This is a genomic window from Bradyrhizobium sp. CCGUVB23 (assembly GCF_024199885.1).
Taxonomy (GTDB): Bacteria; Pseudomonadota; Alphaproteobacteria; order Rhizobiales; family Xanthobacteraceae; genus Bradyrhizobium.
On sequence record NZ_JANADQ010000001.1, the window covers coordinates 7,163,804 to 7,186,686 of the forward strand.

Genomic DNA, 22,883 nt, shown 5'->3' on the forward strand with positions numbered 1-22,883 from the left:
CATCGGCGTCCGGTGCTGATCAATTTCGATCAAGCAGACGATGCCGGCGCGTGGCACACTGCGCATACTCTATTCGTCGACAGCACATTGGTTCAGCAGCAGCGGTCGAGACTCACATGTTCCGCGTGACGGCAGATACATTGCAGGCCTACCTCGATTTCGATCCAGAGCGAAAGCATGACCTGGTCAACCTTCACAAGCTGATCGTCCAGGCCGCTCCGGCTCTCAAGCGGTTTTTCCATAAGGGAACACAAGCGGGAGAGGCGGGTATGCGGATGAAGATGATCGGCTATGGAAAATTTCGCTATGCGATCAAATCCGGGAAGACCACCGAATGGCCGGTGATCGGTGTTGCTCTTCAGAAGAACTACATCAGCGTCTACGTGGCGGTGACCCGGCAAGGCGCGCCGATCGTACCCGGATATGCGGGACAACTCGGCGAATTGCGAATGGGTGGAAACAACTTCAGTTTCGAGAGGTTCGATGATCTGAAGCAGAAGGCGATGTCGCTGCTCTTCACGGAAGTTGCCGACATCTTCGCGTCGGATCCGGAGAACCCTGTTCGATACATGCAGGGCTCGTGACGTGCCTCGCAGGAGCTAGGGGATGACGGCGAAACACCTTGCTCCGTCATTGCGAGCCAACGGGTCCGCGCAACGCGCGGCCCGATGACAGGCTCCGCGAAGCGATCCAGACTGCTGCCGCGGAAAGATTCCTGGATTGCTTCGCTGCGCTCGCAATGACGACGTTGAAGCAGGTTTGCGCCCGCCTCTTCGGTCGTAGGCCGGAAAAAGACCGGACGCTCCTGCGAACGCCCGGCCTCATTTCGTGGCAAGATAATGCAGCGCTTACTTCGTCACCTGGCCGCGAATCTCGCCGCCCGGGTTCGCTGCGGTGTGGATGTTGACGTAGTATTTGCCGCTGAGCAGATCGGCGGCTTGCGCGTCGGTGAGCGTCGCTTCGCCCTTGACGGGGCTCGACGCAGCATTCGGGATCGCGACTGCGACGCCAGCGTTCTTGCCGGACTCGGCCGGGCCGTGGAAGTGAGCGGCGGTCGCGGGGCCCGAAAGTCCGGAATAGGTGACGGTCCAGGAGAGTTTCTTGCTGGCGGCATCATAATCCAGATCGGCCGTGCCAGTGCCGCTGCTGGTCGTCGCAGGCACCTCGGCCTTGCCGTCCAGTGTCGCCTTCAGTTTCTCCGCGCAGGCGGGTCCGGCAAACGCAAATGCAGCCGTCAGCGCGAGCGTGGCAAAAAGGGGCTTGTTCATGGTTCTCTCCCTGTTGACCTCGAAAGGTGGCAAACCTCCAAACAGTGCGATTTGGAATTTATTCCCGTCGGGCGTTCAAACCATCTAAATTATTCGTGGCTGGAGCGGCCGCGGCCACGCCTTTAAGTTCGCCGGACATCGATGGATCTCACGAATGTTGCGACGAACAATCATTGCTGCGCTGCTTGCCGCCGGTCTCGGCCTCGCGCTCTATTGGTGGCTCACGGCGCCGGTCGCACTGGCGCTGCCGGCGACCTCGCGCGCGCCCGATCTTGTCAACGGCCAGGAGCTCTTCAACGCCGGCGGCTGCGCGGCCTGCCACGCTGTGCCGAACCAGCCCGACCGCCTGCGGCTCGGCGGAGGCCTTGCCATCGGCTCACCGTTCGGCACCTTCTACGCACCGAACATCTCGCAGGACCCAAGCGACGGCATCGGACGCTGGAGCGAGGTCGATTTCGTCAATGCGGTGATGAAGGGTGTTTCGCCTGATGGCTCGCACTACTTTCCGGCGTTTCCCTATACGTCCTACGCGCATGCGAAGGTGGACGATGTCCGCGATCTCTTTGCCTATCTGAAGACGCTGCCCGCCGTGTCGGGCAGGGTGCGCGATCACGACCTGCCGTTTCCGTTCAACATCCGCCGCAATGTCGGGGTCTGGAAATGGCTGTTCATGGACGGCGCGCCGTTCGTGGCGGATGCTGCGCGCTCGCCGCAATGGAATCGCGGCGCCTATCTCGTGAACAGTTTTGGCCACTGCGCCGAGTGCCACAGCCCGCGCAATCTGCTCGGCGGCCTCATCACGTCGCAGCGCTTTGCCGGCGGCCCCAGTCCGGAAGGCGAGGGATGGGTGCCGAACATCACGCAAAAGGGAATCGGCGACTGGAGCGAGAAGGACATCGCCGATTTCCTCGAGACCGGCGACATGCCAGAGGGCGACAGCGCCTCCGGCGCGATGCGGCCCGTGATCAAGAATCTCGCGCAGCTCACGGCCGAGGACCGCGCCGCGATGGCCGAATATCTGAAATCGCTGCCGCCGGTCGAGGGACCCAAGCCGCCGCCGAAGCGGAAGGAGGGCGGCTAGCGGCCGCCAAATGCCTTGAAGGTGATGATGGTGAGGGTGTCCTGGATGCCCGGCAGGATCTGCACCTTCTCATTGATGAAGTGGCCTATGTCGGTGTCCTTGTCGACATAGAACTTCACCAAGAGGTCGTAGTGACCCGCCGTGGAATAGATCTCGGAGGCGATCTCGGCTTCGGCGAGCGCGTTGGCGACCGTGTAGGACTGGCCGAGCTTGCATTTGATCTGGACGAAGAAAGGAACCATCGCGGCTACTCCGAAGGCATGATTTGGCGGCTAATAGGCCAAAATCGGCCGACTTTAGCAAGCGAACTTGCTGCCCCCGGGCGCAAGCCAGCTTGCTGCCCCCGGATCTGCGGGTTAGGACAGAACATGGCCCCGATCCAACGAAAAGGCGCGCCATGACGACGCCCACAGCGCTGACCATCGCCGGCTCCGATTCGAGCGGCGGCGCCGGCATCCAGGCCGACCTGAAGACCTTCGCCGCGCTCGGCGTCTATGGCGCCTCCGCGATCACGGCGCTGACCGCGCAAAATACCAAAGGCGTGACCAGCATTCATGCGGTGCCCGTCGCGTTCGTGACCGCGCAGATCGATGCGGTGTTCTCCGATCTCGATGTCCGCGCGGTCAAGATCGGCATGGTGGCGCAGGCCGTGAGCATCGATGCGATCGCCTCCAGCCTGACGCGATGGTCGCCGCGGCATGTCGTGCTCGATCCCGTGATGGTCGCGACCTCCGGCGACCGGCTGCTGGCGGCAGAAGCCGTCGAAGCGCTGCGCAAGAGACTCATTCCGCTCGCGTCGCTGATCACGCCGAACCTGCCCGAGGCTGCCGCGCTGCTCGACGAGAAGGTGGCGGAGAGCGAGGCCGGGATCGAGAGCCAGGGGCGACGCCTGCTCGCGCTTGGCGCTCGTGCGGTGCTGATCAAGGGCGGGCATGGGACAGGTGCCGAGAGCATCGACTATCTCGTCAGCGCGGATGGCTTGATAGCGCTCGCCGCGCCGCGGGTCTCCACCAAAAATACCCATGGCACTGGCTGCTCGCTGTCGTCTGCCGTCGCAGCAGGTCTCGCCAAGGGCGAAGACCTCGCGACCGCCGTGCGCAATGCCAAGGCCTGGATCAGCGCGGCGATTGCGGCTGCCGACCGCTTCAGCGTCGGTCACGGCCACGGACCGATCCATCATTTCCACAAGCTCTATTGACCTCGGCCGCGATGGCGGCGGCGGCCGCGCGCGGCCCGCTGGCGTTAACCAACAAACCTATCGGTTTCCGGTGTTTTGCGGAGGCGTCTGCGACGCCATGTCGCCTGATTGTCGCATGCGGCTGATATCCGCGGGGAGGGCGAGGCAAAGTTTGATTCGTATCTGAGGGTGCCTCACAGGTTCAATCGGTCATCCCCCTGTCACGGGACATTGTTACAGGCTGATGCATGGGAAGTTACGATATGAGTGACGAGAGTCCCGAACGGCGCTTTCGGACCTTGTTCATCTCCGACGTTCATCTCGGGGCCCGCGGTTCGCAAGCCGATCTTCTGCTCGACTTCCTGCGCTACCACGATGCCGACACCATCTATCTCGTCGGCGACATCGTCGATGGCTGGGCGCTGAAATCAGGCTGGTACTGGCCGCAATCGCATAACGATCTCGTCCAGAAACTGCTGCGCAAGGCGCGCAAGGGCGCCAAGGTCATCTACATCCCCGGCAATCACGACGAGTTTCTGCGGAACTATTACGGCACGCATTTCGGCGGCATCGATGTGGTCGAAAACACCGTCCACACCGGCGCGGACGGCAAGCGTTACCTCGTGATCCACGGCGACATCTTCGACCTCGTGGTGCAGAACGCGCGCTGGCTCGCCCATCTCGGCGACAAGGCCTACGATTTCGCGATCCAGGTGAACCGGCTCGTCAACTTCTTCCGTCGCGCCTTCGGCGTGCCCTATTGGTCGCTGTCGCAATGGGCGAAGCTGAAGGTCAAGAACGCCGTCAACTATATCGGCGCGTTCGAGCAGGCGCTTGCCGCCGAAGCACGGCGCCACGAGGCCGACGGCGTGATCTGTGGCCACATCCACTATGCCGTGATCCGTGACGAGAACGGCATCCGCTACATGAATTGCGGCGACTGGGTGGAGAGCTGCACCGCCTTGGCCGAGCATGACGACGGTCAATTCGAGATCATCACCTGGGCCGACCAGTTGCGAAAGGCCGCGCCGGTCGTGCCGGTGGCCGCAAGAGCTGCGTGATGCGCATCCTGGTCGCGACCGACGCCTGGCACCCGCAAGTCAACGGTGTGGTTCGGACGCTGACCAAGCTCGCCGACGCCGCGAAGGCGCTGGACGTCGAGTTCAGCTCCCTCACCCCGCAATCGTTCCGTACCTTCGCGATGCCGAGCTATCGCGACGTGCGGCTCGCGATGCCGCGGCCAGCGAAGATCGCAAAGCTGATCGAGGAAGCGCGTCCCGACAGTATCCATATCGCGACCGAAGGGCCGATCGGCCTCATGGTCCGCCGCTATTGCCGGCAGCGCAAGCTGCCGTTCACGACGAGCTTCCACACCCGCTTTCCTGAATATGTCCGGGCCAGGGTGCCGGTTCCGGGATCGCTGATCTGGCGGGCGCTGCGCCGCTTCCACGCGCCCAGCCGCGCCGTGATGGCGGCGACCCCGGCACTGGCGCGTGAGCTCAGCGAGCGCGGCTTTGACAATGTCGTGCTGTGGCCGCGCGGCGTCGACAACAAGCTGTTCTATCCCCGCGCCATCGATCTCTGCTTTCCCGCGCCGGTGTTCCTCTGCGTCGGCCGCGTCGCGGTGGAGAAGAATCTGGAAGCATTCCTCGACCTCGATCTGCCCGGCACCAAGGTGATCGTCGGCGACGGCCCGGCGCGCGCTGGCCTGGAGCAGGCCTATCCCCAGGCGATCTTCTTAGGCGAAAAGCACGGCGAGGCGCTGGCCGAAATCTATGCCGCGGCTGACGTGTTCGTGTTTCCGAGCCGGACCGACACCTTTGGCCTCGTGCTCCTCGAAGCGCTGGCGAGCGGCCTGCCGGTCGCGGCCTTCCCGGTGAATGGGCCGCGGGACGTGATCGGCGATGCGCCGGTCGGGGTGCTGGACGAGGATCTGCGCAGCGCCTGCCTCGTCGCACTCGACATTTCCAGGCAGGCCTGCGTCGAATTTGCCGCCAATCATACCTGGGAGGCCTCGGCGCGCGCCTTCGTCGACAGCATCCGGGCCGTCGGCGCCGTGCTGCCGCACGCAGGCGGACGGGAACAGCCGCGCTTCGTCGCCTGATACTCTCACGCGGCGGTGTCTTCCCAGCCGTGGGCGGCCGGGATACAAATTACCCATGACGGAACAGCCCCTCCCGGTCGGACCCGCCGACATCGATGCCGCAGCGCGCGTGATCGCGCCCTTCGCCATCCGCACCCCGCTTTTGTCCTTTCCTGTGCTCAACGAGCTCGTCGGTGCAAAGGTGTTCCTGAAGCCGGAGATGTTGCAGCGGACCGGCTCGTTCAAGTTCCGTGGCGCCTTCAACAAGGTGTCCTCGATCCCGCAGGACAAGCGCAGCGGCGGCGTGGTCGCGTTCTCGTCAGGCAATCACGCCCAGGGTGTGGCGGCCGCGGCAAAGATCCTCGACATGCAGGCGACCATCGTGATGCCGTCGGATGCGCCGCTCTCCAAGCGCGAGCGCACCAAATCCTACGGCGCCGAGGTCGTGCTGTACGATCGCGACCGTGACGATCGCGAAGCGATCGCACGCGGCATTGCCGAGAAGCGCGGCGCGACGCTGGTCAGGCCCTATGACGATCCCTACGTCATCGCAGGGCAGGGTACCGCGGGCCGCGAGATCGCCGAGGACATGGCGGCGCTCGGTATCGCGCCCGATATCGTCGTGGCGCCGGCCTCCGGCGGGGGCCTGATCGCGGGCGTCGCGACCGCCGTGAAAGCCCGCTATCCGCAGGCCCAGCTCGTCGTGGCCGAGCCCGAAGCGTTCGACGATCACAAGCTCTCGCTCGCCGTAGGTCACCGCGAGGCGCATGCGCCCGCAGGACGCACGATCTGCGACGCGCTGATGGCGCTGATCCCGGGCGAGATGACCTTTGCCATCAACGGCAAGCTGTTGTCGCGCGGCGTCACCGCATCGGACGCGGAGGTCGGCGCGGCCGTTGCGTTTGCCTATCGCGAGCTGAAGCTGGTGGTCGAGCCCGGCGGTGCCGTCGGCCTCGCCGCGCTGCTCGCGGGGCGTCTCGATGTTGCCGGCAGGAACATCGTCATCGTGCTCTCGGGCGGCAATGTCGACGCCGATTTGTTCGCCGAGCTCGTGGCCTGATTCTTTGTCGGTTGGTGTGAGTCGAAGAGCTCCGTTTACCTCTCCCCGCTGGGGAGAGGTAAAAACCGAGATCGTACTTAATCACACGCGACCCTGACATGGGAGAGAGGGCGGAGCATCGCTGCTCTGCCCTTCGTCATTGTTGCAGTTCGTGATGATCAGTGCATGAAGCCGACGCGGCGATTCATGCCGGCGTTCGCCGGTGCCTGATTCATCGTCTGGGCATATTGCGGCTTGAAGTTGTTGTTCATCGCGCCGCCGCCCATCCGGTTCGGCATCGTGTTGAGCTGCGGATGGTTGGTCCGCGCCTGGATGTTGTTCGGCGGATTGTTGTTCTGCTTGACGATACCGGTATTGCCGTTGCCGGTCCGGATCGGCTGGTTCTGCCTTTGCACGTTGTTGGTCTTCACGTCGATGTTCTTGATGTCGACGTTCGAACCGCCCTTGCCCGCGGTCGTGATCTTGCCGGTGTTGCTGGCGTTGTTGCCGGCATTCGTGGTGTTGGTTACCGGCAGCGTCACGATCTTGCCGACGGTCCCGTTGTTGGTCGTGCCATTGGTCGGCGCAGGCAGGGTGACGATCTTGCCCGGAAGCTGCGACGGCGTGGTGTTCGGCTGGTTGTTGGAAGGCGGCGTGCCGATCTGGCCGCCATTGCCGAGCTTGCCGATGACGTTGCTGTCGATCGGGATCGGCTTGTTCTGCGCGCCGCCATTGCCCTGCTGCGCGAGTGGGATGTACTTGGTCGGACCGAGATTGCCGAGCTTCAGCGTCGGCGCGATGGTCTGCGGCGCTAGGAAATGCGTCGCCTGCATCAGCGGGATCTTCTTCGGCTCGACCTGGAGCTTCAATGCCGGCGTCGCATAGGGGCTGCTGGCGTAGCTGTCGTGGAAGTTCTTGTAGGCGAGCGGCGAGTTGGCGAGAACGGCCTTGTGCCAGGCTTCCACCATCAAGAGGTTGGCGAGCAGCCAGCGGATGTGGTCGCACAGCGGGTCGTGCGGGTACATCCGGACGAACTCCTGATAGTACTCAGGATTGCCCTCGGAGAGCACGTAATCGTAGGCCTGCCGCGCGGAGCGGCTCGGCAGGTTGGACGCCATCTGCACGACCGGCGACTTCACCGGCGGGCGGTTGGCGGCAACCGCGGTGTCGCCGAAGAAATAGAAGTCGCTCGTCAGCGATGAGCTTTCCCACGGCGTCTGCTGGCCGTCGGTGGTGTGGTTCACCTCCAGCCGCACCCGCTTGAACAGCTGCTCGATCGGCACGTTCGGTTCGCGCGCGACGTTCAGGAAGGCCTGGGTGTAGGGACTGTGACCGCCCCGGCCGTCGAGTGCCTCCGCGCCCGGCGCAGTCGAGTAGCCGACGATCGAGCCGTTCGGCGCGTCGACGATGGCAAGGCCACGACTGGCGTCGGTCAGGTATGGGAACGGATTGTTGCGGCAGGCATCGAGAATGACGATGCGCATGCGGCTCGGGATCGTCTCGAGCGTCGACATCACGTCGACGAGGCGCACCGAGTTGTTGACGAGCTCGGTGGGGCTCGAGACCTTTGCATCGACCGGCACGAGATAGTTCTCGCCGGCAAGCTGCACGCCGTGACCGGCGTAGTAGACCATCGCAACTGTGTTGGGTCCGCGCGCGGCGACCTTCGCGGAAAAGTCCTGCACGACCCTCAGCATGTCATTCTGGGTCAGGTCGGTCGCGGAAATCACCTCGAACCCGGCGGAGTTGAGGAATTGCGCCATCGACTGCGCATCATTGTCAGGGTTCGCGAGCTGCGGCGCGTTCTGGTAGTTCGAATTGCCGATCACCAGCGCGACGCGCTGCTCCGGGCCTTGCAGCGCGGTAGGCGCGGCATTGCCCTGCTCGACGATCGCGGTCTGCGCGGAAACGGGACTGCACGCAAAGCCGAACAGGCTTCCGAGCAGGCCCGCATACATCAGCAACGATTTGAAACGGAACATAAGCGTGCTCCCCTAGGGACTAATCTCGATGTGAGATTGGTTGCGGGGACGCTAGACCGCGTTCAGGGGAGAGGGACGTGATGCCGGTCACCCAGGCGGCGGACGTGATCTGGGTCACACTGGCGCCGGCCGTGGTTAGGGAAAGCTCCTGACGACCTCGATCAGGCCGACAATGGCGGCGTTGAATGCGTCGAGATCTTGTGCAGGGATCCAGTATTCCAGATGGGATCGACCGCCTGCCTCCTGCACGTCGTACCTGTCGATGTAGCTCCGCTTGATCCGGAAGCGCGTCACGAAGCCTGCGCCGCTCGCAGGCACATTCCAGTCGCGCGCGATCTTGATCGCGTAGTCCTCGGTGAGTACCGGATAGAAGATCGGCTGATCCGGCAGGCGCGGTGGGAAAGCGCGCATACCCGCTTGTTGGATCAGCTCAAGCTCCTTCGGTCCGACTGGCCGCCAGAGGGTGAGAGTGTCTTCGTCAGCCGGCATTGTTGGGCCTGTTGGATGAGCTCGGGCTATTGCGGTGACAGTTGTTGTAGCGCGCTGTCTCAAGGCCGTCATTGCGAGCGGAGCGAAGCAATCCAGAATCCCTCCGCGGAAAAGTCTGGATTGCTTCGCTCCGCTCGCAATGACGGAGCAAGATGCGTCAGCGTGATTCTCCGACTCACACGAATGCGCTGCGTTTACGAGAAGAACGCGATCTTCTCGGCCTGGGTCATGCGACGGATCGGCGCCAGCGGATCGTTGGCGGGTGCGCGGGGCTTTTGCAGCATGCCGCTCGCAAGTATCGTCGAGCCGAGCGACGGCTGCTCCGGCAGCGGCGAGGGCATGGGAAGGGGCGAAGTCTGCGAAGCCGCCTGTAGCGTCGCATGTAGAGCTGCCAGGGCCTCTGCTGGCGCCGGGCGCTCCATGATCGCGACCGCGGGCTCGAACGGCGCGACTGGCGCGATCGATTGGGCTGCGATCGACTCGGGCAAAGCTGGCTCTTGCAAGACCGGCTCCGGCAAGACTGGATCGGACAAGTCTGGCCCGGCGGCGACGGGCGCCTCGACAGCGGCTGCGACTTCAACAGGCTCGGCGATCGCCTCGTCGAACTCGGGATCGGGCGCGGCCATCTCCATCGCGATCCGCTCGAGAATGGCTTCGTCTTCCGCCTCGGCTGCGGCATCGAACGGAAGCTCGTCGGCGGCATCCGCGAGGGGGGCAGGCTCGGCAACGCTCTCTTCGATCGCGACGCGGCCTTCGGCGACCTTAGCGATTCCGGTCTCTCCAGCGACGTCCATCGCCTCACTGATGGCCGTCTCATCGGCGACCTCGGCCGCAGCAACTGTGGCCTCAGGCTCGGAAACTGTCGCGACCGCCTGCGGCATCTCCGCTGCGGGCGGCTCGCTTGCCGCCATCGCCACCTCGGCATCCGCCATCGCGAGCATCTCGGGCGCCGGAGCAGGTGGGGGGTGAGTCGCCGCCGCGTCTCCCGTTTCGACCCGCTCGACATGGTCCCTGAGCAGATCGAAGGCGGCCTTGAGGTCGGTGCGGGGGTCGATGGTCGAAGTCTGACCACAGGCGGCCTCGATGGCCGCGAGCTGCGAATCAATCAGGTCGCAGATTCGCCCGTCGGCGCCGATCTCGCGCCAGCGCCAGGAGATCTCCTTGATGATGCGCACACCGCGGTGGATCGGCCCGAGGCTGGTCTCGAGCAGAGCGGGATCGAACGCCGCGATCGCGATCGTCTCGGCCTCGCGGATGGCGCGGCGGATCGCCACGAGCGCCTCGGGCAGCCGGTCCTCGACGACGGGTTGGCGCTGTGCTGCAAGGGTTTCCTCGATCTTTGCGACCGCGTCGAGCACCATGCGCGTGTCGGCGTTGCGGTTGCGCTTGGCGTATTCGCCGAGGAACCAGCGGCCGCGCGCGGTCTCCATGAAGGCTTCGCGGATCGCATCGTAGTCCTGCTCGTTCGGCTCGGCCGCGCGGGCAGACATAGGCGAGAGGGCGAATGCTTCAGTGGCCATGGCAATCTCGTCGCGCAAATCAGTGCGCGTTACAGTAACGATCATCACGATATCGACCGAATCGCAATTGGTTTGATGAAGAGCGAATCACAAATCCCCATCGCAGCGGCGCAAGGCCGGCGATTCGCCGTGTACCTGGCACTGTTCTACAGCGTCTCGTTCGCCGTCCTCGGCACGCATCTGCCCTTCTTCACGGTGTGGCTGAAGGCGGTCGGCATCGAGCCGGCCTGGATCGGAATCATCAGCGCGGTCCCTGCGGTGACGCGCTTCACCACACTGCCCTTCGTGACCGGCTTCGCCGAGCGGCGCCAGGCCGTGCGCGCGGCACTGATCCTGACCGCATTCGCGTCGGCGATCGGCTTCGCGCTGGTCGGCACGCAGCATCAGCCCCTGCCGGTGCTGCTGCTCTACATCGTCACCTGCTGCTTCTGGACGCCGCTGCTGCCGCTGACGGACGCCTATGCGCTGCGCGGCGTCGCCCGCTACAAGCTCGACTACGGGCCGTTGCGGCTATGGGGCTCGGTGGCCTTCATCGCCGGCGCGCTCGCCTGCGGGCTCCTGGTCGATGTGATCGCCGCGCGCGAATTGATCTGGATCATCGTCGCGCTTGCGGCGCTCACTGCCTTCACCGGCCTTTCGCTTCAGCCGCTGGATGAGTCGCGACGAAAGAGCGCAGCCGCGCATGGCGGCAAGCGCCTCCTGCGCGATGCGAGCTTCCTCGCGATCATCGCCTCGGCGGCGCTGATCCAGAGCAGCCATACCGCCTACTACACCTTTGCCTCGATCAACTGGCAGGCTCACGGGCTCGGCGGGCTGACGATCGCCGGCCTGTGGGCGCTCGGCGTGTTCGCGGAGATCATCGTCTTTGCGGTGTCGCCGCGGCTTTCGCTGCATCCCTCTCTGCTGGTGGTGATCGGCGGCCTGAGTGCGGTGGCGCGCTGGTCGATCACAGCGCAGGAGCCTCCAGTCGCAGTGCTTGCGATGGTCCAGCTCGCACACGGGCTGAGCTTTGGCCTCACCCAGGTCGGGGTCATGAACCTGCTGGTGCGTCACGTGCCCGCGCATCAGATGGCGCGCGGGCAGGGCTACTACGCGGCGACCAGCGGGCTGTTGAGCTCGACGACCTCGATCATCTCGGGCGCGATCTACGCGCGCTATGGCGAGGCGCTGTATTACCTGATGGCCGCGATGGCCGGCACGGGCGCAATGCTGATGTGGACTGCGCGGCACCGCCTGTTCGCTCATCCCCAGAGCGATGCCTCCGGCGGATAGACGAGGCTTTCGTCATAGCGCAGGCCGTGATCGCGATCCCTTGCCAGCAGCAGCGGCCCGTCGAGATCGACGAACCGCGCCTGCGGCGTCACCAGCATTGCGGGCGCCATCGACAGCGAGGTCGCGACCATGCAGCCGACCATGATCTCGAATTCCAGCGCTTGCGCAGCATCGGCCATCGCGAGCGCTTCGGTCAGGCCGCCGGTCTTGTCGAGCTTGATGTTGACGGCGTCGTAGCGCTCGCGCAGGGGCGCGAGCGAGGTGCGGTCATGCACACTCTCGTCGGCGCAGACGGCGAGCGGCCGCCTGATGCGCGCCAGCGCCTCGTCCTGGCCGGCCGGCAGCGGCTGCTCCACCAGGGTGACACCGACGTCGGCGCAGGCAGCCAGGTTTTGCTCGAGATTGGCCAGCGTCCAGGCCTCGTTGGCATCGACGATCAGTTCCGATTCGGGGGCGGCCTTCCGCACTGCGGCGATCCTTTCAGGATCGCCTTCCCCGCCGAGCTTGATCTTCAGGAGCGAGCGGTGCGCCGCCTTGGCCGTCGCCTCGGCCATCGCCTCAGGGGTGCCCAGTGAGATCGTGTAGGCGGTGGTGCGCTCCCCCGGAACCGGGCGGTCGAGCAGGTTCCACGCCCGCAGGCCCGCCTCCTTGGCCTCCAGATCGATCAGGGCGCAGTCCAGGGCGTTGCGGGCCGCCCCAGGGCCCATCGCGGCCTGCAGGGCGCGCCGGTCCAGTCCGCCCCGGATCGCCTCCTGCATGGCCTGGAGCGCCCTCAGTGTGGCCTCCGGGGTCTCCCCATAGCGCGCGTAGGGCACGCATTCGCCGCGGCCGGTCAGGTCGCCCCGGCTCACCTCGGCCACGACGGTCACGGCCTCGGTCTTGGCGCCCCGGCTGATTGTGAAGAGGCCGGCGATCGGGAAGCGCTCGATTCGCGCCGCCAACATTGGAAGTTTGCTGGAAGTCATTTAGAACTCTGGCAATTTCTGAACCGGCTGGTTACCTGATGCAACTAACTATGGCTGGTTGGGGATACCTTCTTCAAGGTAAGGGCGCGTGCGCAACCATCTCTTCTCATCCGAACCCTTCGCTAGGGAGCGGACATCTTGAACGGCGATCCAAAGCTGGAGCGGATTGCCAAGGGCAACTCGCTGGCACTTTGCGCCACGGGAGCCTGGACCGCGAGCTTCGCGCCGGCCCTCGAGCGGATGGTGGCTGACGCCGAGAAGCTTGCCGGCAGCCGGCCGAACATCTTCATCGACGTCTCCGAGGTCTCCAAGCTCGACACCTTCGGCGCCTGGCTGATCGAGCGCTTACGCCGTAGCCTGACGCAAGGTGCAGCCGAGGCCCAGATCGCAGGGCTCTCGGCGAACTATTCGAGCCTCGTCGACGAGGTGCGGCGGGTCAAGGCGACGCCGGTCATCGAGACCGGCGCCATTACCATCACCGGCATGCTGGAGCAGATCGGCCGCGGTGTCGCCGGCCTCACCGGGACCGTGACCGATCTCGTCGACATGCTCGGCGCGGTGCTCGCAGCCAGCGGTCGCGTACTGATCCGCCCGCGCTCGTTCCGTCTGACCTCGACGGTGCATCACCTCGAGCAGGTCTGCTGGCGCGCGGTGCCGATCATCGTGCTGATCACCTTCCTGATCGGCTGCATCATCGCGCAGCAGGGCATCTTCCACTTCCGCAGGTTCGGCGCCGACATCTTCGTCGTCGACATGCTGGGCGTGCTGGTGCTGCGCGAGATCGGTGTGCTGCTGGTCGCGATCATGATCGCCGGACGCTCCGGCAGCGCCTACACCGCCGAGCTCGGCTCGATGAAGATGCGCGAGGAGATCGACGCGTTGCGCACCATGGGGTTCGATCCGATCGAGGTCTTGGTGCTGCCGCGCATGCTGGCGCTGGTGCTGGCGCTGCCGATCCTTGCCTTCCTCGGCGCGATGGCCGCGCTCTACGGCGGTGGGCTCGTCGCCTGGCTCTATGGCGGCGTCGATCCCGAAGCCTTCCTGCTGCGCTTGCGCGATGCGATCTCGATCGATCATTTCATCGTCGGCATCGTGAAGGCGCCGGTGATGGCGGCGGTGATCGGCATCGTCGCCTGCGTCGAAGGCCTTGCCGTGCAGGGCAGCGCGGAATCGCTCGGACAGCACACCACCTCGTCGGTCGTGAAGGGCATCTTCTTCGTCATCGTCATGGATGGCGTGTTCGCGATCTTCTTTGCATCGATCGGGATGTGATGATGGCACCCGAAATCCAGGACCCCATCATCCGCGTCCGCGACATCACCGTGCAGTTCGGCGCGACGCGCGTGCTCGACGGGCTGAACCTCGACGTCAAGCGCGGCGAGATCCTCGGTTTCGTCGGCCCGTCCGGCGCCGGCAAGTCGGTGCTGACGCGCACCATCATCGGCCTCGTGTCGAAGGTCGCCGGCCGTATCGAAGTGTTTGGCGTAGATCTGGATTCGTCCAATAGCTCGCAGCGCCGCGGCGTCGAGCGGCGCTGGGGTGTGCTGTTTCAGCAGGGGGCGCTGTTTTCCTCGCTGACCGTGCGGCAGAACATCCAGTTTCCGATGCGCGAATATCTGAAGGTCTCGCAGCGCCTGATGGACGAGATCACCATGGCCAAGCTCGCCATGGTGGGCCTGAAGCCGGAGGTCGCCGAGCGCTTTCCGTCGGAGCTGTCGGGCGGCATGATCAAGCGTGTCGCGCTGGCCCGTGCGCTGGCGCTCGACCCCGAGCTCGTGTTCCTGGACGAGCCGACCTCGGGCCTCGATCCGATCGGTGCCGGCGATTTCGACGAACTGGTCAGGACGCTCCAGCGCACTTTGGGCCTGACCGTTTTCATGGTAACGCACGACCTCGACAGCCTTTACACAGCTTGCGATCGCATCGCCGTTTTAGGGAACGGTAAGATCATTGCGGCAGGGTCGATCGCCGACATGCAGGCCTCGCAGCATCCCTGGTTGAGGCAGTATTTCCATGGCAAGCGCGCCCGCGCGGTCATGAGCTGAATATCCGGAGCACTTCATGGAAACGCGGGCGAATTACGTGCTGATCGGGTCGTTTACGCTGGCGGTGATCGCCGCGGCGATCGGCTTCGTGCTGTGGTTCCAGTCGCTGCACACCACCAAGCAGCGCAGCCCCCTGCGGGTCGTGTTCGAGGGTCCGGCGGCGGGCCTGCGCAACGGCGGCAGCGTCAACTTCAACGGTATCCGGGTGGGGGAGGTGGTCTCGGTGAAGCTGGACAACCCGCGTCGGGTTGTCGCACTCGCCATGGTCGAGAACAACGCCCCGATCCGCAAGGACACCCTGGTCGGCCTCGAATTCCAGGGCCTGACCGGCGTCGCCGCAATCTCGCTGAAGGGCGGCGAGGAGGCGGCCCCGCCGCCGCCGCTCGACGAGGACGGCATCCCGACGCTCACCGCGGACCCCAACAAGCTCCAGGACGTCACCGAGGCGATCCGCGGCACGCTGCAGAACATCAACAAGCTCGTCGCGGACAATCAGGAGTCGGTGAAGAACTCGCTGAAGAATCTCGAGACCTTCACCACCTCGCTGGCGCGCAACTCCGAGCGCATCGATGCCGTCATGGGCAAGGTCGACGGCGTCATGCTCAAGGCCGACAGCCTCATGCTCGGCCTCAACACGCTCGCCGGCGGCAAGGATGGCGGTGAACTCTTCCAGGCCGTGAAGTCGATCCGCGAGCTTGCCGATGATTTCGACAAGCGCTCGGGCGCGCTCATGACCGACGGCCGCCGTACCCTCGGCGACATCAGCCGCGCCGTGAACAATTTTGACCGCAACCCGACCCGCGTCCTGTTCGGCGCCAGCAACAGCAGCGCGCAACAGGCCCCGCCGCCGGCCGAACCGCCGAAGCCGGCGCCTGCACCTGCTAATGCGCGCGCCACAGCGCCAGCTCAGGCTGCGCAGGGGCAGAAGCGGCAGTAGGCTCACCGTTTGCGGAATCGGGTCTTCGAACTGTCCGGAACGTAGATGTTCAAATCGATGGCGATGCGCAAGTCGGCCGCTACCCTCAGGAGTTGAAATTCAAGAGTATCGCCGGCGTGCTCGTCGCAGAACCATCCGACGAAGAGGCTGATCGGGCCCCCAGTTGCGGACAAGGTTCTGAGAGCGCGACGATGCGGTTTGAGCCGCCTAAGTACGGTCCGTATTCGCTTTGCGAGCGGCTCGCGCTTGTCTCTTCCGAAAGGGATCGAGCAATAGGATCCCGTGCCTCGACCGCCAATGCGCGTTCCCTTGGGAGTTTGCCGTTCGTCGCCCGCCGTCCACATGATTGCCGGCGTGAGGCCTAGCCGGCTGCAGATGACGGATAGGTCGCGCGTGCGATGGCTGATGTGTAGTGCAATGTCCATCAGCTGCGGTGACATCACGAATTGCAGTTTCTGTTGCGTGGCTTCGTCAAACGAAAACGGAGGCCGCGAGGCCTCCGCATTCTAGTTCGTTGCTGTCTGCCGCTTACCCCAGCCGTCCCGCCGAGTGAGCGAGCAGCGTGTAGACTAGGCCCGTCTCCGAGGTCAGGTGGCCGCGCAGCTCCTGCGGGCCGCGGCCGTCGCGGGCGACTTCGTCGAGCAGACGCTCGAACTCCGAGATGTAGCGGTCGACCGTGCCCTTGAAGTTGCGGTCGGCGCGATACTTGCGGGCGACCTCGTCAAAAGCCTTCTGGCCGGCGGGCGTGTAGAGGCGCTTGGTGAAGGCCTTGTTCTCGCCGCGCTGGTAGCGGTCCCACATCTCGGCGGCGAGGTTGCGGTCCATCAGCCGGCCGATGTCGAGCGACAGCGACTCCAGCGGATTGCCGTTACCTTGCGGCGCCTGAGGCGGCTGCTGCTGCGGACGGCCGCGTGGTGCCTCACGGCCCGTCGGAGCCGCCGGGCCGGTATCGGCGCGGTTCAACAGATCCGACAGCCAGCCGTCGCGGCTTTGGTCGTTGCCGGCCGGCGCGACCGGCGGGGCTTCAGTGCGGCGAGAGGCGGGCACGCCGAGGTCCGGCGGCGGCAGGGTCGACGCGCTGCCGGTGTCGCGGATGCGCGTTTCGGTGCCGCGGCTGACGGCGGTCGCCAGCATCGGCTCTTCCTGACGCGCAACCGAGGCGCGGCCCGCGGTCGTGACGTCGAGGCCACGGCCGTGCTGGGCGACGATGCGGTTGAGCTCGGCGAGGGCCTCGATCTGGTCAACGATCACCTTGCGCATCTGCGCGGTGCTTTCGGCGGCCTCCTGCGGCATCTCGAGCACGCCGCGGCGCAGCTCGTTGCGCGTGGCCTCGAGCTCGTTGTGCATCTCGAACGCCATCTGCTTCATGCTGGCGACGAGGTTGCCGAACTTCTCGGCCGACTGCTTGAACATCGTGTCCGCCTCGTCGGTGGTCTGGCGGTAGATGTCGTGCATCGCGTCGATGGTCTGGCGGTGCTCCTCTTCGGAAGCCACGCGCACCGCCTCGAACTGGCGGGTGATCGCGGCAGATCCCGCACCGGCGGTCTCCGCTACGACGCGCGCGATGTCGCGGGCACGCTCTTCCGCAGCGGCAAGCGACTCATCGAGCAGGCCGGTGAAGCGCGACAGCCGCTGGTCGAGATCGGCGGTGCGCAGGTCGATCGTGGTGACCAGCGATTCCAGCGCCTGCTTGCGCTCGGCGAGCGAGGCGGTGGTGTTCTTGTTGCTCTGCTCGACGACAGCGGCGGCATCGACCAGCGCCTTGCCGTGCGCGTCGAACTGGGTCGAGAGCTCGCCGAGGTCGACCAGCGCCTTCGTGGTCTTGGTGTTGAAGACGTTGAGCTGCTCTTCGAGGTTCTGCGTCGCCGCGCCGTTGCGCGCGGTGACGTCGTTCATCGCCGAGACGAAGTCGGCGACGCGGGTCACCAGCGCACGCTCGAGCGAGTTGAGGTTGTCGTGCGCACCGGTCAGCACCTCCTGGAGGAGGATGTTGCCTTCGCGCAGGCGCTCGAACAGGGCGACGGTGTCGGTGCGCAGGATCTTGCTGGTCTCCTGCATCTCGGTGACCGCCGCGATCGAGACCTGGCGCGACTGGTCGATCGCCGCGCGCGAGGCCTGCTCGAGGTCCCTGAGCGACTTGTTGACCGCGCCGGTCGCGACTTCGCTCGCCGCGTTGATGGTGCGTGCGACCTCGTTGCCGTTGCCCGACATCGACTGCGAGAACGCCTGGCCGCGCGTCTCGATCGACTTCAGCGCGTCGGAGGTGACGCGGTCGATGTCGAGCGTGAGCTGGCTGGTCTTCGAGCCGATCGCGTCCACCAGCGTGCCGCGCTTGGCGTCGATCAGGTTCGACAGGCGGTCGGCCTGCTGCTGCACATAGGTGACGATCTCGTCGGTCTTGGCCGTCATGGCCTGGCCGAAGGAGCCGCTGGCGGCGAGCACCGAGCGCTCGACGTCGGCCGAGCTCGACTTGACCCGCGCGCTCGCCTCGTTCGAGGCGGTGATCAGCGCATTCTGGGCGTTCAGTGCGCTGGTCTGGATGTCGTTGGTGGCGTTCGAGGTCGCCGTGCCGAGCGCGCGCTCGATGTCGGTCGAGATCGCGCGGATCTGGCTGGCTGTATCCGCCGACGTCGCGGTCAGCGACGACTGCGCCTCGCGTGCGCTGTTGAGGATCGCCGCCGCGGTATCGGCGCCGACCGCGGTGAGCGTGCGTTCGATGTCTGAAGACAGCGACTTGATCTGGCTCGCCGCTTCCGAGGAGGCGGTGACGAGCGTTCCTTGCGCGTCGCGGACGCCGGCCGTGAGCGCCTCGATGGTGGCGCCGCCGGCCATGGCCAGCGAGCGCTGCATCTCGGCGGCGAGCGATTTGACCTGGCCGGTCTGCTCGGCCGAGACCGCGAGCAGGGTGCTCTGCGCGTCACGGGCGCTGGTCGTGATCGTCTCCGCGGTGGACTGGCCTGCCTGCGACAGCGAGCGCTGCACTTCGGCCGCGAGCGACTTGACCTGGCCGGCGGCATCCGAGGACGCGGTAACGAGGGTGTTCTGGGCCTCGCGCGCGCCGGCCGTGATGGTCTCGGCGGTCGAGGTGCCGGCCATCGAGAGCGAGCGCTGCACATCGGAGGACAGCGCCTTGATCTGGTTCGACGTCTCGGTCGAGGCCGCGATCAGCGTGCTCTGTGCGTCGCGTGCCCCGGCGGTGATGGCCTCGGCCGTCGTGCTGCCGGCCAGCGACAGCGAGCGCTGCACGTCGGCCGTGAGCGTCTTGACGTGGTTGGCGGCATCGGAGGAAGCGGTGATGAGGGACGTCTGCACCTCGCGCGCGCCGGCCAGGATCGAGGCAGCGGTGGCCGAACCCGCCGCCGACAGGGTGCGTTCGACGTCGGCCGACAGGGACTTGATCTGGTTGGAGGCTTCGCCCGATGCGGACACCAGGGTCGACTGCGCCTCGCGGGCGCTGGTCAGGATCGAGTTCGCTGCGCCCGTGCCGACGGCAGTCAGCGCGCGCTCGACCTCGGACGAGGTCATCTTGAGCTGTGCGTTGACGTCCGAGGACACCGTCATAAGCGACTGCTGGGCGGTCCGCGCGCCGGTCTGGATGGTCTCGCTGGTGTTGACCACGAGGTTGGTCAGCGAACGCTCGGCGTCCTCGACATGCGAACGGATGGTGGTGGAGATCATCTCCGCGCGCGACATCAGGTCGTCGCTGGCCTGGCGTCCACTGCTCTCGATGCGGCCGGCCACTGCCTCGACCCGCGAGCCGAGCAGGTCCTCGAACTGCGCAACGCGCACGTCGATGTCGTTGGCGACCGAGCCGACCTTGGTCTCGATGGCCTGGTGGATTTCCTGGAAGCGCGCGGCGACCGTGCTGGTGAGAAGCGAGCTGCGGCCGTCGATCGTCTCGGTTACGCCGGTGATGCGGCGGTCGACAGCCTCGATCGCCTGCGCGGTGCCGTCGGACAGGGTGGAGGTCAGCAGCGTAAGCCGCGAGTCGACCGACTGCACCGCCTGCGCCGCCGTGTTGGTCAGCGAGAGCGTGAGCTCGGTGAAGCGCGAATCCATCGACTGCAGCGCCTGCGCCGCGCCGCCCGTCAGCGACGTGGTCAGGTGCGTCAGGCGGGCGTCGATCGACTGGATCGCCTGTGTCGCACCGTCGGTCAGCGACGCCGTGAGGTGGGTGAGGCGCGAGTCGATCGACTGGATCGCCTGCGAGGCACCGTCGGTCAAGGACGTCGAGAGCGCGCCGAGGCGGTTGTCGATCGTCTCGGTGACGGACTTCGCGCGCGTGTCGAACGACTGTTCCAGCGCGACGACCCGGCCGCCGAGTTGATCGTCGAGGGTCTTGAAGTGGCCTTCGATCACACCGTCGAAGTTGGCGAGCTTGCTGCCGAGCGAGCCGTCAAGATTGGTGACGCGTTCGCCGAGCGTGGTTTCGAACTGCACCAGGCGCTGGTCGAGCGCCGCGGTGATCTCGCCGCCGTTCGAGGTGAGGCGGGTGTCGAAATTGTCGACATAGGTCTTCAGCGTCTCGGCGATATCGGTCGTACGCTGGCCCATGCGCTCGACGATCTCGCCGCCGAAGGTCTTCACCGTACGGTCGAACTCGGAGATGTGGCGGGTGATCAGCGCGCCCAGCGTGCCGGAGTCGCGAGCGAACCTCTCCACGAGGTCGGCGCCCTGGTTCTTCACCAGCTCGTCGAACGCGCTCATCTGCAGGGAGAGGGAATCGTGCGCGGTCTCGGTCTGGCTCACGACCTTGGCGACCAGCGTGTTGACGGTGGCGTCGAGCGCCTCGCTCGCCTTGTCGCCGCTCGTCATGATGTGGCCGGCGAGCCGGTTGCCGGCGTCGTCGATCTTGGCGGAGAGGTCGTTGCTGCGCAGCTCGAGCTCGAGCAGGAGCGAGTCCGAGGAATTCTTCAGGGAGTCGTGGACCTGCTCGGTACGCTCCGAGATGCCGTCGACGATCGCCGACGAACGCTGCTCGAACTCGCCGGTGATGCGATCGATGCGCTCGTTCAGCATCTCGTGGACGCGGTCGGCGAGGTCGACGAACTCGTCGTGGACGTGACCGGTCTTGAAGTTGAGGCTGGTGGTCAGCCGCTCGCTGGCGTCGAGGACCGCGCGCGTGGTCTCGTTGCTGGCTTCCTCGAGACGGTCGAGCAGGTCGCCGCCGCGCTCGCCGAGCGCGAGGATCATGTTATCGCCGGCATTGCTCAGCGCCTGCGTGATGTGGGCGCCGCGCTCTTCCAGGGCGCCGGTGATGGATTTTGCGACCTCGTCGACGCGTGAGGCGATCGCGTCCGAGATCAGCGCGATGTCGTGGCGCAGGTCGATCTGCACGCCGGAGATGGCGCTGCGGACCTGCTCGGCCTGGCCGACGAGGTTGTCGCGCTGATGGGCGATGTCCTGGAGCAGGGCGCGGATGCGGACTTCGTTGTCGCTGTAGGCGCGCTCGAGGGCGGCGACTTCGTTCGCGACCAGCGTCTCCAGTTCGCCGGCGCGCGCGATCGCGCGCTCGATGCCGTCGCCCATTGCCGCGACCTCGCGGCGGATGGCCTGGCCGACGGTGACCATGGAATCGGAAGCCGAACCCTCCGGCTCGGAGAAGCGGATCGCGACCTGCGCCATGGCCTGCGCGATCATGCGCATTTCCTGGCCGCGCCAGACGAGGCTCGCGAGGAAGTAGAACAGCATGATGGGCGCGAAGAACATCGCGACGAGGCCGGCGATGACCAGCACGCCGCCGCTCTGGCCCATGGCGGCATGGATCGATGGCAGGAAGCCGACGGTCAGCGCGGCGCAGGCCGCAAGCCAGATCCCGGCGAAGACAGTTGCGAAAGTGTAGACGCTGCGGGCAGGGCGGCCCTTCTGAAGCGCCTGGAGGAGCTGGCCGATGGTCTCGCGGTCGTCATTGGCGGCGCGGCGCGGCGTGCGCGGCTCCTCGATCGGGTCGAACACCGGCCGATCGGTCGCGGCAGGGCGCGCCTCGAAGGTCGGCTCGTCGAACGCGGGAGGCGGCAGCGCCGGAGGCCCATTCTCGGTCCGTACCGCAGAGGCGCGGCTGGTGTCCGCAGCCGTGTCGCTGATGTTCAGGGCTTCCTGGATTGCAGAAAGCGCGACTTCCGTGGGGTCTTTGACCTTCTTGGGAGTATTCGCCATGTTCAGTTTGAGCCCTCGTTACTTGTACACGTCCCCCGCGAGGCCCGCGCATTCCGCAAGCTCACAGACCGGTGCATGCCGCTAACGCGGATCCATTGCCGTCCTCCACCCGAGACGGCTTGTCCGCCAATTTCCGCAACATCCTATTGGCAGAGCGCTGCGAATGAAATGGCCGCGATTAAGACAATCTTAATCATCGTTAACAGGATCGGGCCGTAAGGCCTTAGCAATAAATGAAATTTTCCACGGAACTCTGCGGATTGCGGCAACTTTTCGTCAATATGAGGGCGGAATTGGGTAAAATAGGCATAACGTTCCATTAACCATTTCCGTGGTTGGGTTAGGTCGAAAGCTTCGCCGCCAGACCGGCGCGTTGCCAGCGATGCCGGGGCCCGCGCCATGATGCCTGATCTGCAACGGATGGACTGGATGCCCTCGCCGCCGCTTGCTCCGCTCGACCATCCCCTCGATCTCGACCATCTCGCGCGCATGACCCTCGGGGATGCCGAACTCGAATCCGAGGTGCTCGCGATGTTCGTGGAGCAGTCGAGCCGCCTGATCGCGGCGATGGCGGCGCTCCCCGCAGATGCACCCGCGCTGGCGCACATGCTGAAAGGCTCGGCGCGGGGAATCGGCGCCTTTGCGGTGGCGGACGCAGCCGCTGAACTCGAATGCGCAATCCGGACCGGTGACAATCCGACCCGCGCCTTCGCTGTGCTGAGGGAGGCGGTCACTGAGGCCCGCGAAGCGATCGAGGCGATCCTGCGCCGCGCCTGAGGGCGGTCCCCAAATCCATCGGATTGCCGGAGACTGGCGCACTAGCGCTGCGCCAAGCGACCCGTTATAGGACAGCGCGGACCCTCCCTCAT

At 65.6% G+C, this 22,883-nt stretch carries 20 protein-coding genes; 11 read left to right on the plus strand and 9 right to left on the minus strand.

Translation table 11 applies throughout. The annotated features are described in order from the left end of the window. Window positions 1-50 precede the first annotated feature (50 nt). Window positions 51-584, plus strand: a complete 534-nt coding sequence (locus NLN62_RS33125) for a hypothetical protein (protein WP_254111598.1) — start codon at window positions 51-53, stop codon at window positions 582-584. Between the two features lie 264 nt (window positions 585-848). Here NLN62_RS33125 and NLN62_RS33130 read toward each other — a convergent pair whose 3' ends face one another. Continuing rightward, complete coding sequence (locus NLN62_RS33130) at window positions 849-1,268, minus strand: CHRD domain-containing protein (protein WP_254111600.1); 420 nt, start codon at window positions 1,266-1,268, stop codon at window positions 849-851. A 154-nt stretch (window positions 1,269-1,422) separates the two neighbouring features. Between NLN62_RS33130 and NLN62_RS33135 the strand changes: the two genes are divergently transcribed. Then, a complete protein-coding gene (locus tag NLN62_RS33135; protein ID WP_254111602.1) occupies window positions 1,423-2,349 on the plus strand; it encodes a cytochrome c in 927 nt (308 codons plus the stop codon). On the opposite strand, the gene NLN62_RS33140 is transcribed toward NLN62_RS33135, so the two are convergent. Next, window positions 2,346-2,591, minus strand: coding sequence for an Lrp/AsnC ligand binding domain-containing protein (locus NLN62_RS33140; protein WP_027528612.1), 246 nt, complete (start codon window positions 2,589-2,591; stop codon window positions 2,346-2,348). The genes NLN62_RS33135 and NLN62_RS33140 overlap by 4 nt on opposite strands. 155 nt (window positions 2,592-2,746) lie before the next feature. Here NLN62_RS33140 and thiD point away from each other — a divergent pair, with 155 nt between their 5' ends. The 4 genes from thiD to NLN62_RS33160 all read left to right on the plus strand — a co-directional run bounded on the left by thiD (window position 2,747) and on the right by NLN62_RS33160 (window position 6,669). Then, window positions 2,747-3,547 carry a bifunctional hydroxymethylpyrimidine kinase/phosphomethylpyrimidine kinase gene (gene thiD / locus NLN62_RS33145; RefSeq protein ID WP_254111604.1) on the plus strand — a complete coding sequence of 267 codons (801 nt, stop codon included), beginning with the start codon at window positions 2,747-2,749 and terminating at the stop codon, window positions 3,545-3,547. 227 nt (window positions 3,548-3,774) lie between these two features. Then, window positions 3,775-4,587 (plus strand): UDP-2,3-diacylglucosamine diphosphatase, encoded by an 813-nt coding sequence (locus NLN62_RS33150; RefSeq protein ID WP_254111606.1) that lies wholly within the window; start codon window positions 3,775-3,777, stop codon window positions 4,585-4,587. Continuing rightward, complete coding sequence (locus NLN62_RS33155; RefSeq protein WP_254111607.1) at window positions 4,587-5,630, plus strand: glycosyltransferase family 1 protein; 1,044 nt, start codon at window positions 4,587-4,589, stop codon at window positions 5,628-5,630. Before NLN62_RS33150 ends, NLN62_RS33155 begins: the two co-directional genes overlap by 1 nt. Before the next feature lie 55 nt (window positions 5,631-5,685). Next, window positions 5,686-6,669 (plus strand): threonine/serine dehydratase, encoded by a 984-nt coding sequence (locus NLN62_RS33160; RefSeq protein WP_254111608.1) that lies wholly within the window; start codon window positions 5,686-5,688, stop codon window positions 6,667-6,669. 158 nt (window positions 6,670-6,827) lie between these two features. Here the strand turns inward: NLN62_RS33160 and NLN62_RS33165 are convergent, their stop codons facing one another. The 3 genes from NLN62_RS33165 to NLN62_RS33175 all read right to left on the minus strand — a co-directional run bounded on the left by NLN62_RS33165 (window position 6,828) and on the right by NLN62_RS33175 (window position 10,639). Beyond that, window positions 6,828-8,630: a caspase family protein gene (locus NLN62_RS33165; protein WP_254111609.1), complete on the minus strand. Its 1,803-nt coding sequence runs from the start codon at window positions 8,628-8,630 to the stop codon at window positions 6,828-6,830. A 135-nt stretch (window positions 8,631-8,765) separates the two neighbouring features. Beyond that, window positions 8,766-9,119: a hypothetical protein gene (locus tag NLN62_RS33170; RefSeq protein ID WP_027528618.1), complete on the minus strand. Its 354-nt coding sequence runs from the start codon at window positions 9,117-9,119 to the stop codon at window positions 8,766-8,768. A 194-nt stretch (window positions 9,120-9,313) separates the two neighbouring features. Beyond that, window positions 9,314-10,639: a hypothetical protein gene (locus tag NLN62_RS33175; protein WP_027528619.1), complete on the minus strand. Its 1,326-nt coding sequence runs from the start codon at window positions 10,637-10,639 to the stop codon at window positions 9,314-9,316. Between the two features lie 75 nt (window positions 10,640-10,714). Between NLN62_RS33175 and NLN62_RS33180 the strand changes: the two genes are divergently transcribed. After that, window positions 10,715-11,911, plus strand: a complete 1,197-nt coding sequence (locus NLN62_RS33180) for an MFS transporter (protein ID WP_027528620.1) — start codon at window positions 10,715-10,717, stop codon at window positions 11,909-11,911. Here the strand turns inward: NLN62_RS33180 and dgcA are convergent. Continuing rightward, entirely contained in the window at window positions 11,881-12,876 is a 996-nt protein-coding gene (gene dgcA / locus NLN62_RS33185; RefSeq protein ID WP_027528621.1) for an N-acetyl-D-Glu racemase DgcA, read from the minus strand. The genes NLN62_RS33180 and dgcA overlap by 31 nt on opposite strands. Before the next feature lie 138 nt (window positions 12,877-13,014). On the opposite strand from dgcA, the gene NLN62_RS33190 reads away from it, so the two are divergent. The 3 genes from NLN62_RS33190 to NLN62_RS33200 are packed head-to-tail and all read left to right on the plus strand — an operon-like array spanning window position 13,015 to window position 15,858. Next, the gene (locus NLN62_RS33190; RefSeq protein ID WP_254111610.1) at window positions 13,015-14,148 is read left to right on the plus strand and encodes an ABC transporter permease; all 1,134 of its coding nucleotides are present in this window, start codon (window positions 13,015-13,017) and stop codon (window positions 14,146-14,148) included. 2 nt (window positions 14,149-14,150) lie between these two features. Continuing rightward, window positions 14,151-14,921 carry an ABC transporter ATP-binding protein gene (locus NLN62_RS33195; RefSeq protein ID WP_027528623.1) on the plus strand — a complete coding sequence of 257 codons (771 nt, stop codon included), beginning with the start codon at window positions 14,151-14,153 and terminating at the stop codon, window positions 14,919-14,921. Window positions 14,922-14,937: 16 nt separating this feature from the next. Further along, window positions 14,938-15,858, plus strand: coding sequence for an MlaD family protein (locus tag NLN62_RS33200; RefSeq protein ID WP_254111611.1), 921 nt, complete (start codon window positions 14,938-14,940; stop codon window positions 15,856-15,858). Window positions 15,859-15,860: 2 nt separating this feature from the next. On the opposite strand, the gene NLN62_RS53685 is transcribed toward NLN62_RS33200, so the two are convergent. From NLN62_RS53685 to NLN62_RS33210, 3 genes are all read right to left on the minus strand, one after another. After that, window positions 15,861-16,298, minus strand: a complete 438-nt coding sequence (locus tag NLN62_RS53685) for a DUF4279 domain-containing protein (protein WP_371933055.1) — start codon at window positions 16,296-16,298, stop codon at window positions 15,861-15,863. A gap of 88 nt (window positions 16,299-16,386) precedes the next feature. Then, window positions 16,387-22,014, minus strand: coding sequence for a negative regulator of septation ring formation (locus tag NLN62_RS33205; RefSeq protein WP_254111613.1), 5,628 nt, complete (start codon window positions 22,012-22,014; stop codon window positions 16,387-16,389). A gap of 143 nt (window positions 22,015-22,157) precedes the next feature. Beyond that, a complete protein-coding gene (locus NLN62_RS33210) occupies window positions 22,158-22,334 on the minus strand; it encodes a hypothetical protein (protein ID WP_156944986.1) in 177 nt (58 codons plus the stop codon). Window positions 22,335-22,413: 79 nt separating this feature from the next. Between NLN62_RS33210 and NLN62_RS33215 the strand changes: the two genes are divergently transcribed. Further along, window positions 22,414-22,791, plus strand: coding sequence for an Hpt domain-containing protein (locus tag NLN62_RS33215; RefSeq protein ID WP_027528625.1), 378 nt, complete (start codon window positions 22,414-22,416; stop codon window positions 22,789-22,791). Window positions 22,792-22,883 lie beyond the last annotated feature (92 nt).

Coding starts and splice junctions, on each gene's coding strand:
- NLN62_RS33165 (WP_254111609.1), bottom strand. CDS start 8,630: ATGTTCCGTTTCAAATCGTTGCTGATGTATGCGGGCCTGCTCGGAAGC.
- NLN62_RS33155 (WP_254111607.1), top strand. CDS start 4,587: ATGCGCATCCTGGTCGCGACCGACGCCTGGCACCCGCAAGTCAACGGT.
- NLN62_RS33175 (WP_027528619.1), bottom strand. CDS start 10,639: ATGGCCACTGAAGCATTCGCCCTCTCGCCTATGTCTGCCCGCGCGGCC.
- NLN62_RS33215 (WP_027528625.1), top strand. CDS start 22,414: ATGATGCCTGATCTGCAACGGATGGACTGGATGCCCTCGCCGCCGCTT.
- NLN62_RS33205 (WP_254111613.1), bottom strand. CDS start 22,014: ATGGCGAATACTCCCAAGAAGGTCAAAGACCCCACGGAAGTCGCGCTT.
- dgcA (WP_027528621.1), bottom strand. CDS start 12,876: ATGACTTCCAGCAAACTTCCAATGTTGGCGGCGCGAATCGAGCGCTTC.
- NLN62_RS33200 (WP_254111611.1), top strand. CDS start 14,938: ATGGAAACGCGGGCGAATTACGTGCTGATCGGGTCGTTTACGCTGGCG.
- NLN62_RS33170 (WP_027528618.1), bottom strand. CDS start 9,119: ATGCCGGCTGACGAAGACACTCTCACCCTCTGGCGGCCAGTCGGACCG.
- NLN62_RS33150 (WP_254111606.1), top strand. CDS start 3,775: ATGGGAAGTTACGATATGAGTGACGAGAGTCCCGAACGGCGCTTTCGG.
- NLN62_RS33180 (WP_027528620.1), top strand. CDS start 10,715: ATGAAGAGCGAATCACAAATCCCCATCGCAGCGGCGCAAGGCCGGCGA.
- NLN62_RS53685 (WP_371933055.1), bottom strand. CDS start 16,298: ATGTCACCGCAGCTGATGGACATTGCACTACACATCAGCCATCGCACG.
- NLN62_RS33130 (WP_254111600.1), bottom strand. CDS start 1,268: ATGAACAAGCCCCTTTTTGCCACGCTCGCGCTGACGGCTGCATTTGCG.
- NLN62_RS33195 (WP_027528623.1), top strand. CDS start 14,151: ATGGCACCCGAAATCCAGGACCCCATCATCCGCGTCCGCGACATCACC.
- NLN62_RS33210 (WP_156944986.1), bottom strand. CDS start 22,334: ATGGAACGTTATGCCTATTTTACCCAATTCCGCCCTCATATTGACGAA.
- thiD (WP_254111604.1), top strand. CDS start 2,747: ATGACGACGCCCACAGCGCTGACCATCGCCGGCTCCGATTCGAGCGGC.
- NLN62_RS33140 (WP_027528612.1), bottom strand. CDS start 2,591: ATGGTTCCTTTCTTCGTCCAGATCAAATGCAAGCTCGGCCAGTCCTAC.
- NLN62_RS33160 (WP_254111608.1), top strand. CDS start 5,686: ATGACGGAACAGCCCCTCCCGGTCGGACCCGCCGACATCGATGCCGCA.
- NLN62_RS33135 (WP_254111602.1), top strand. CDS start 1,423: ATGTTGCGACGAACAATCATTGCTGCGCTGCTTGCCGCCGGTCTCGGC.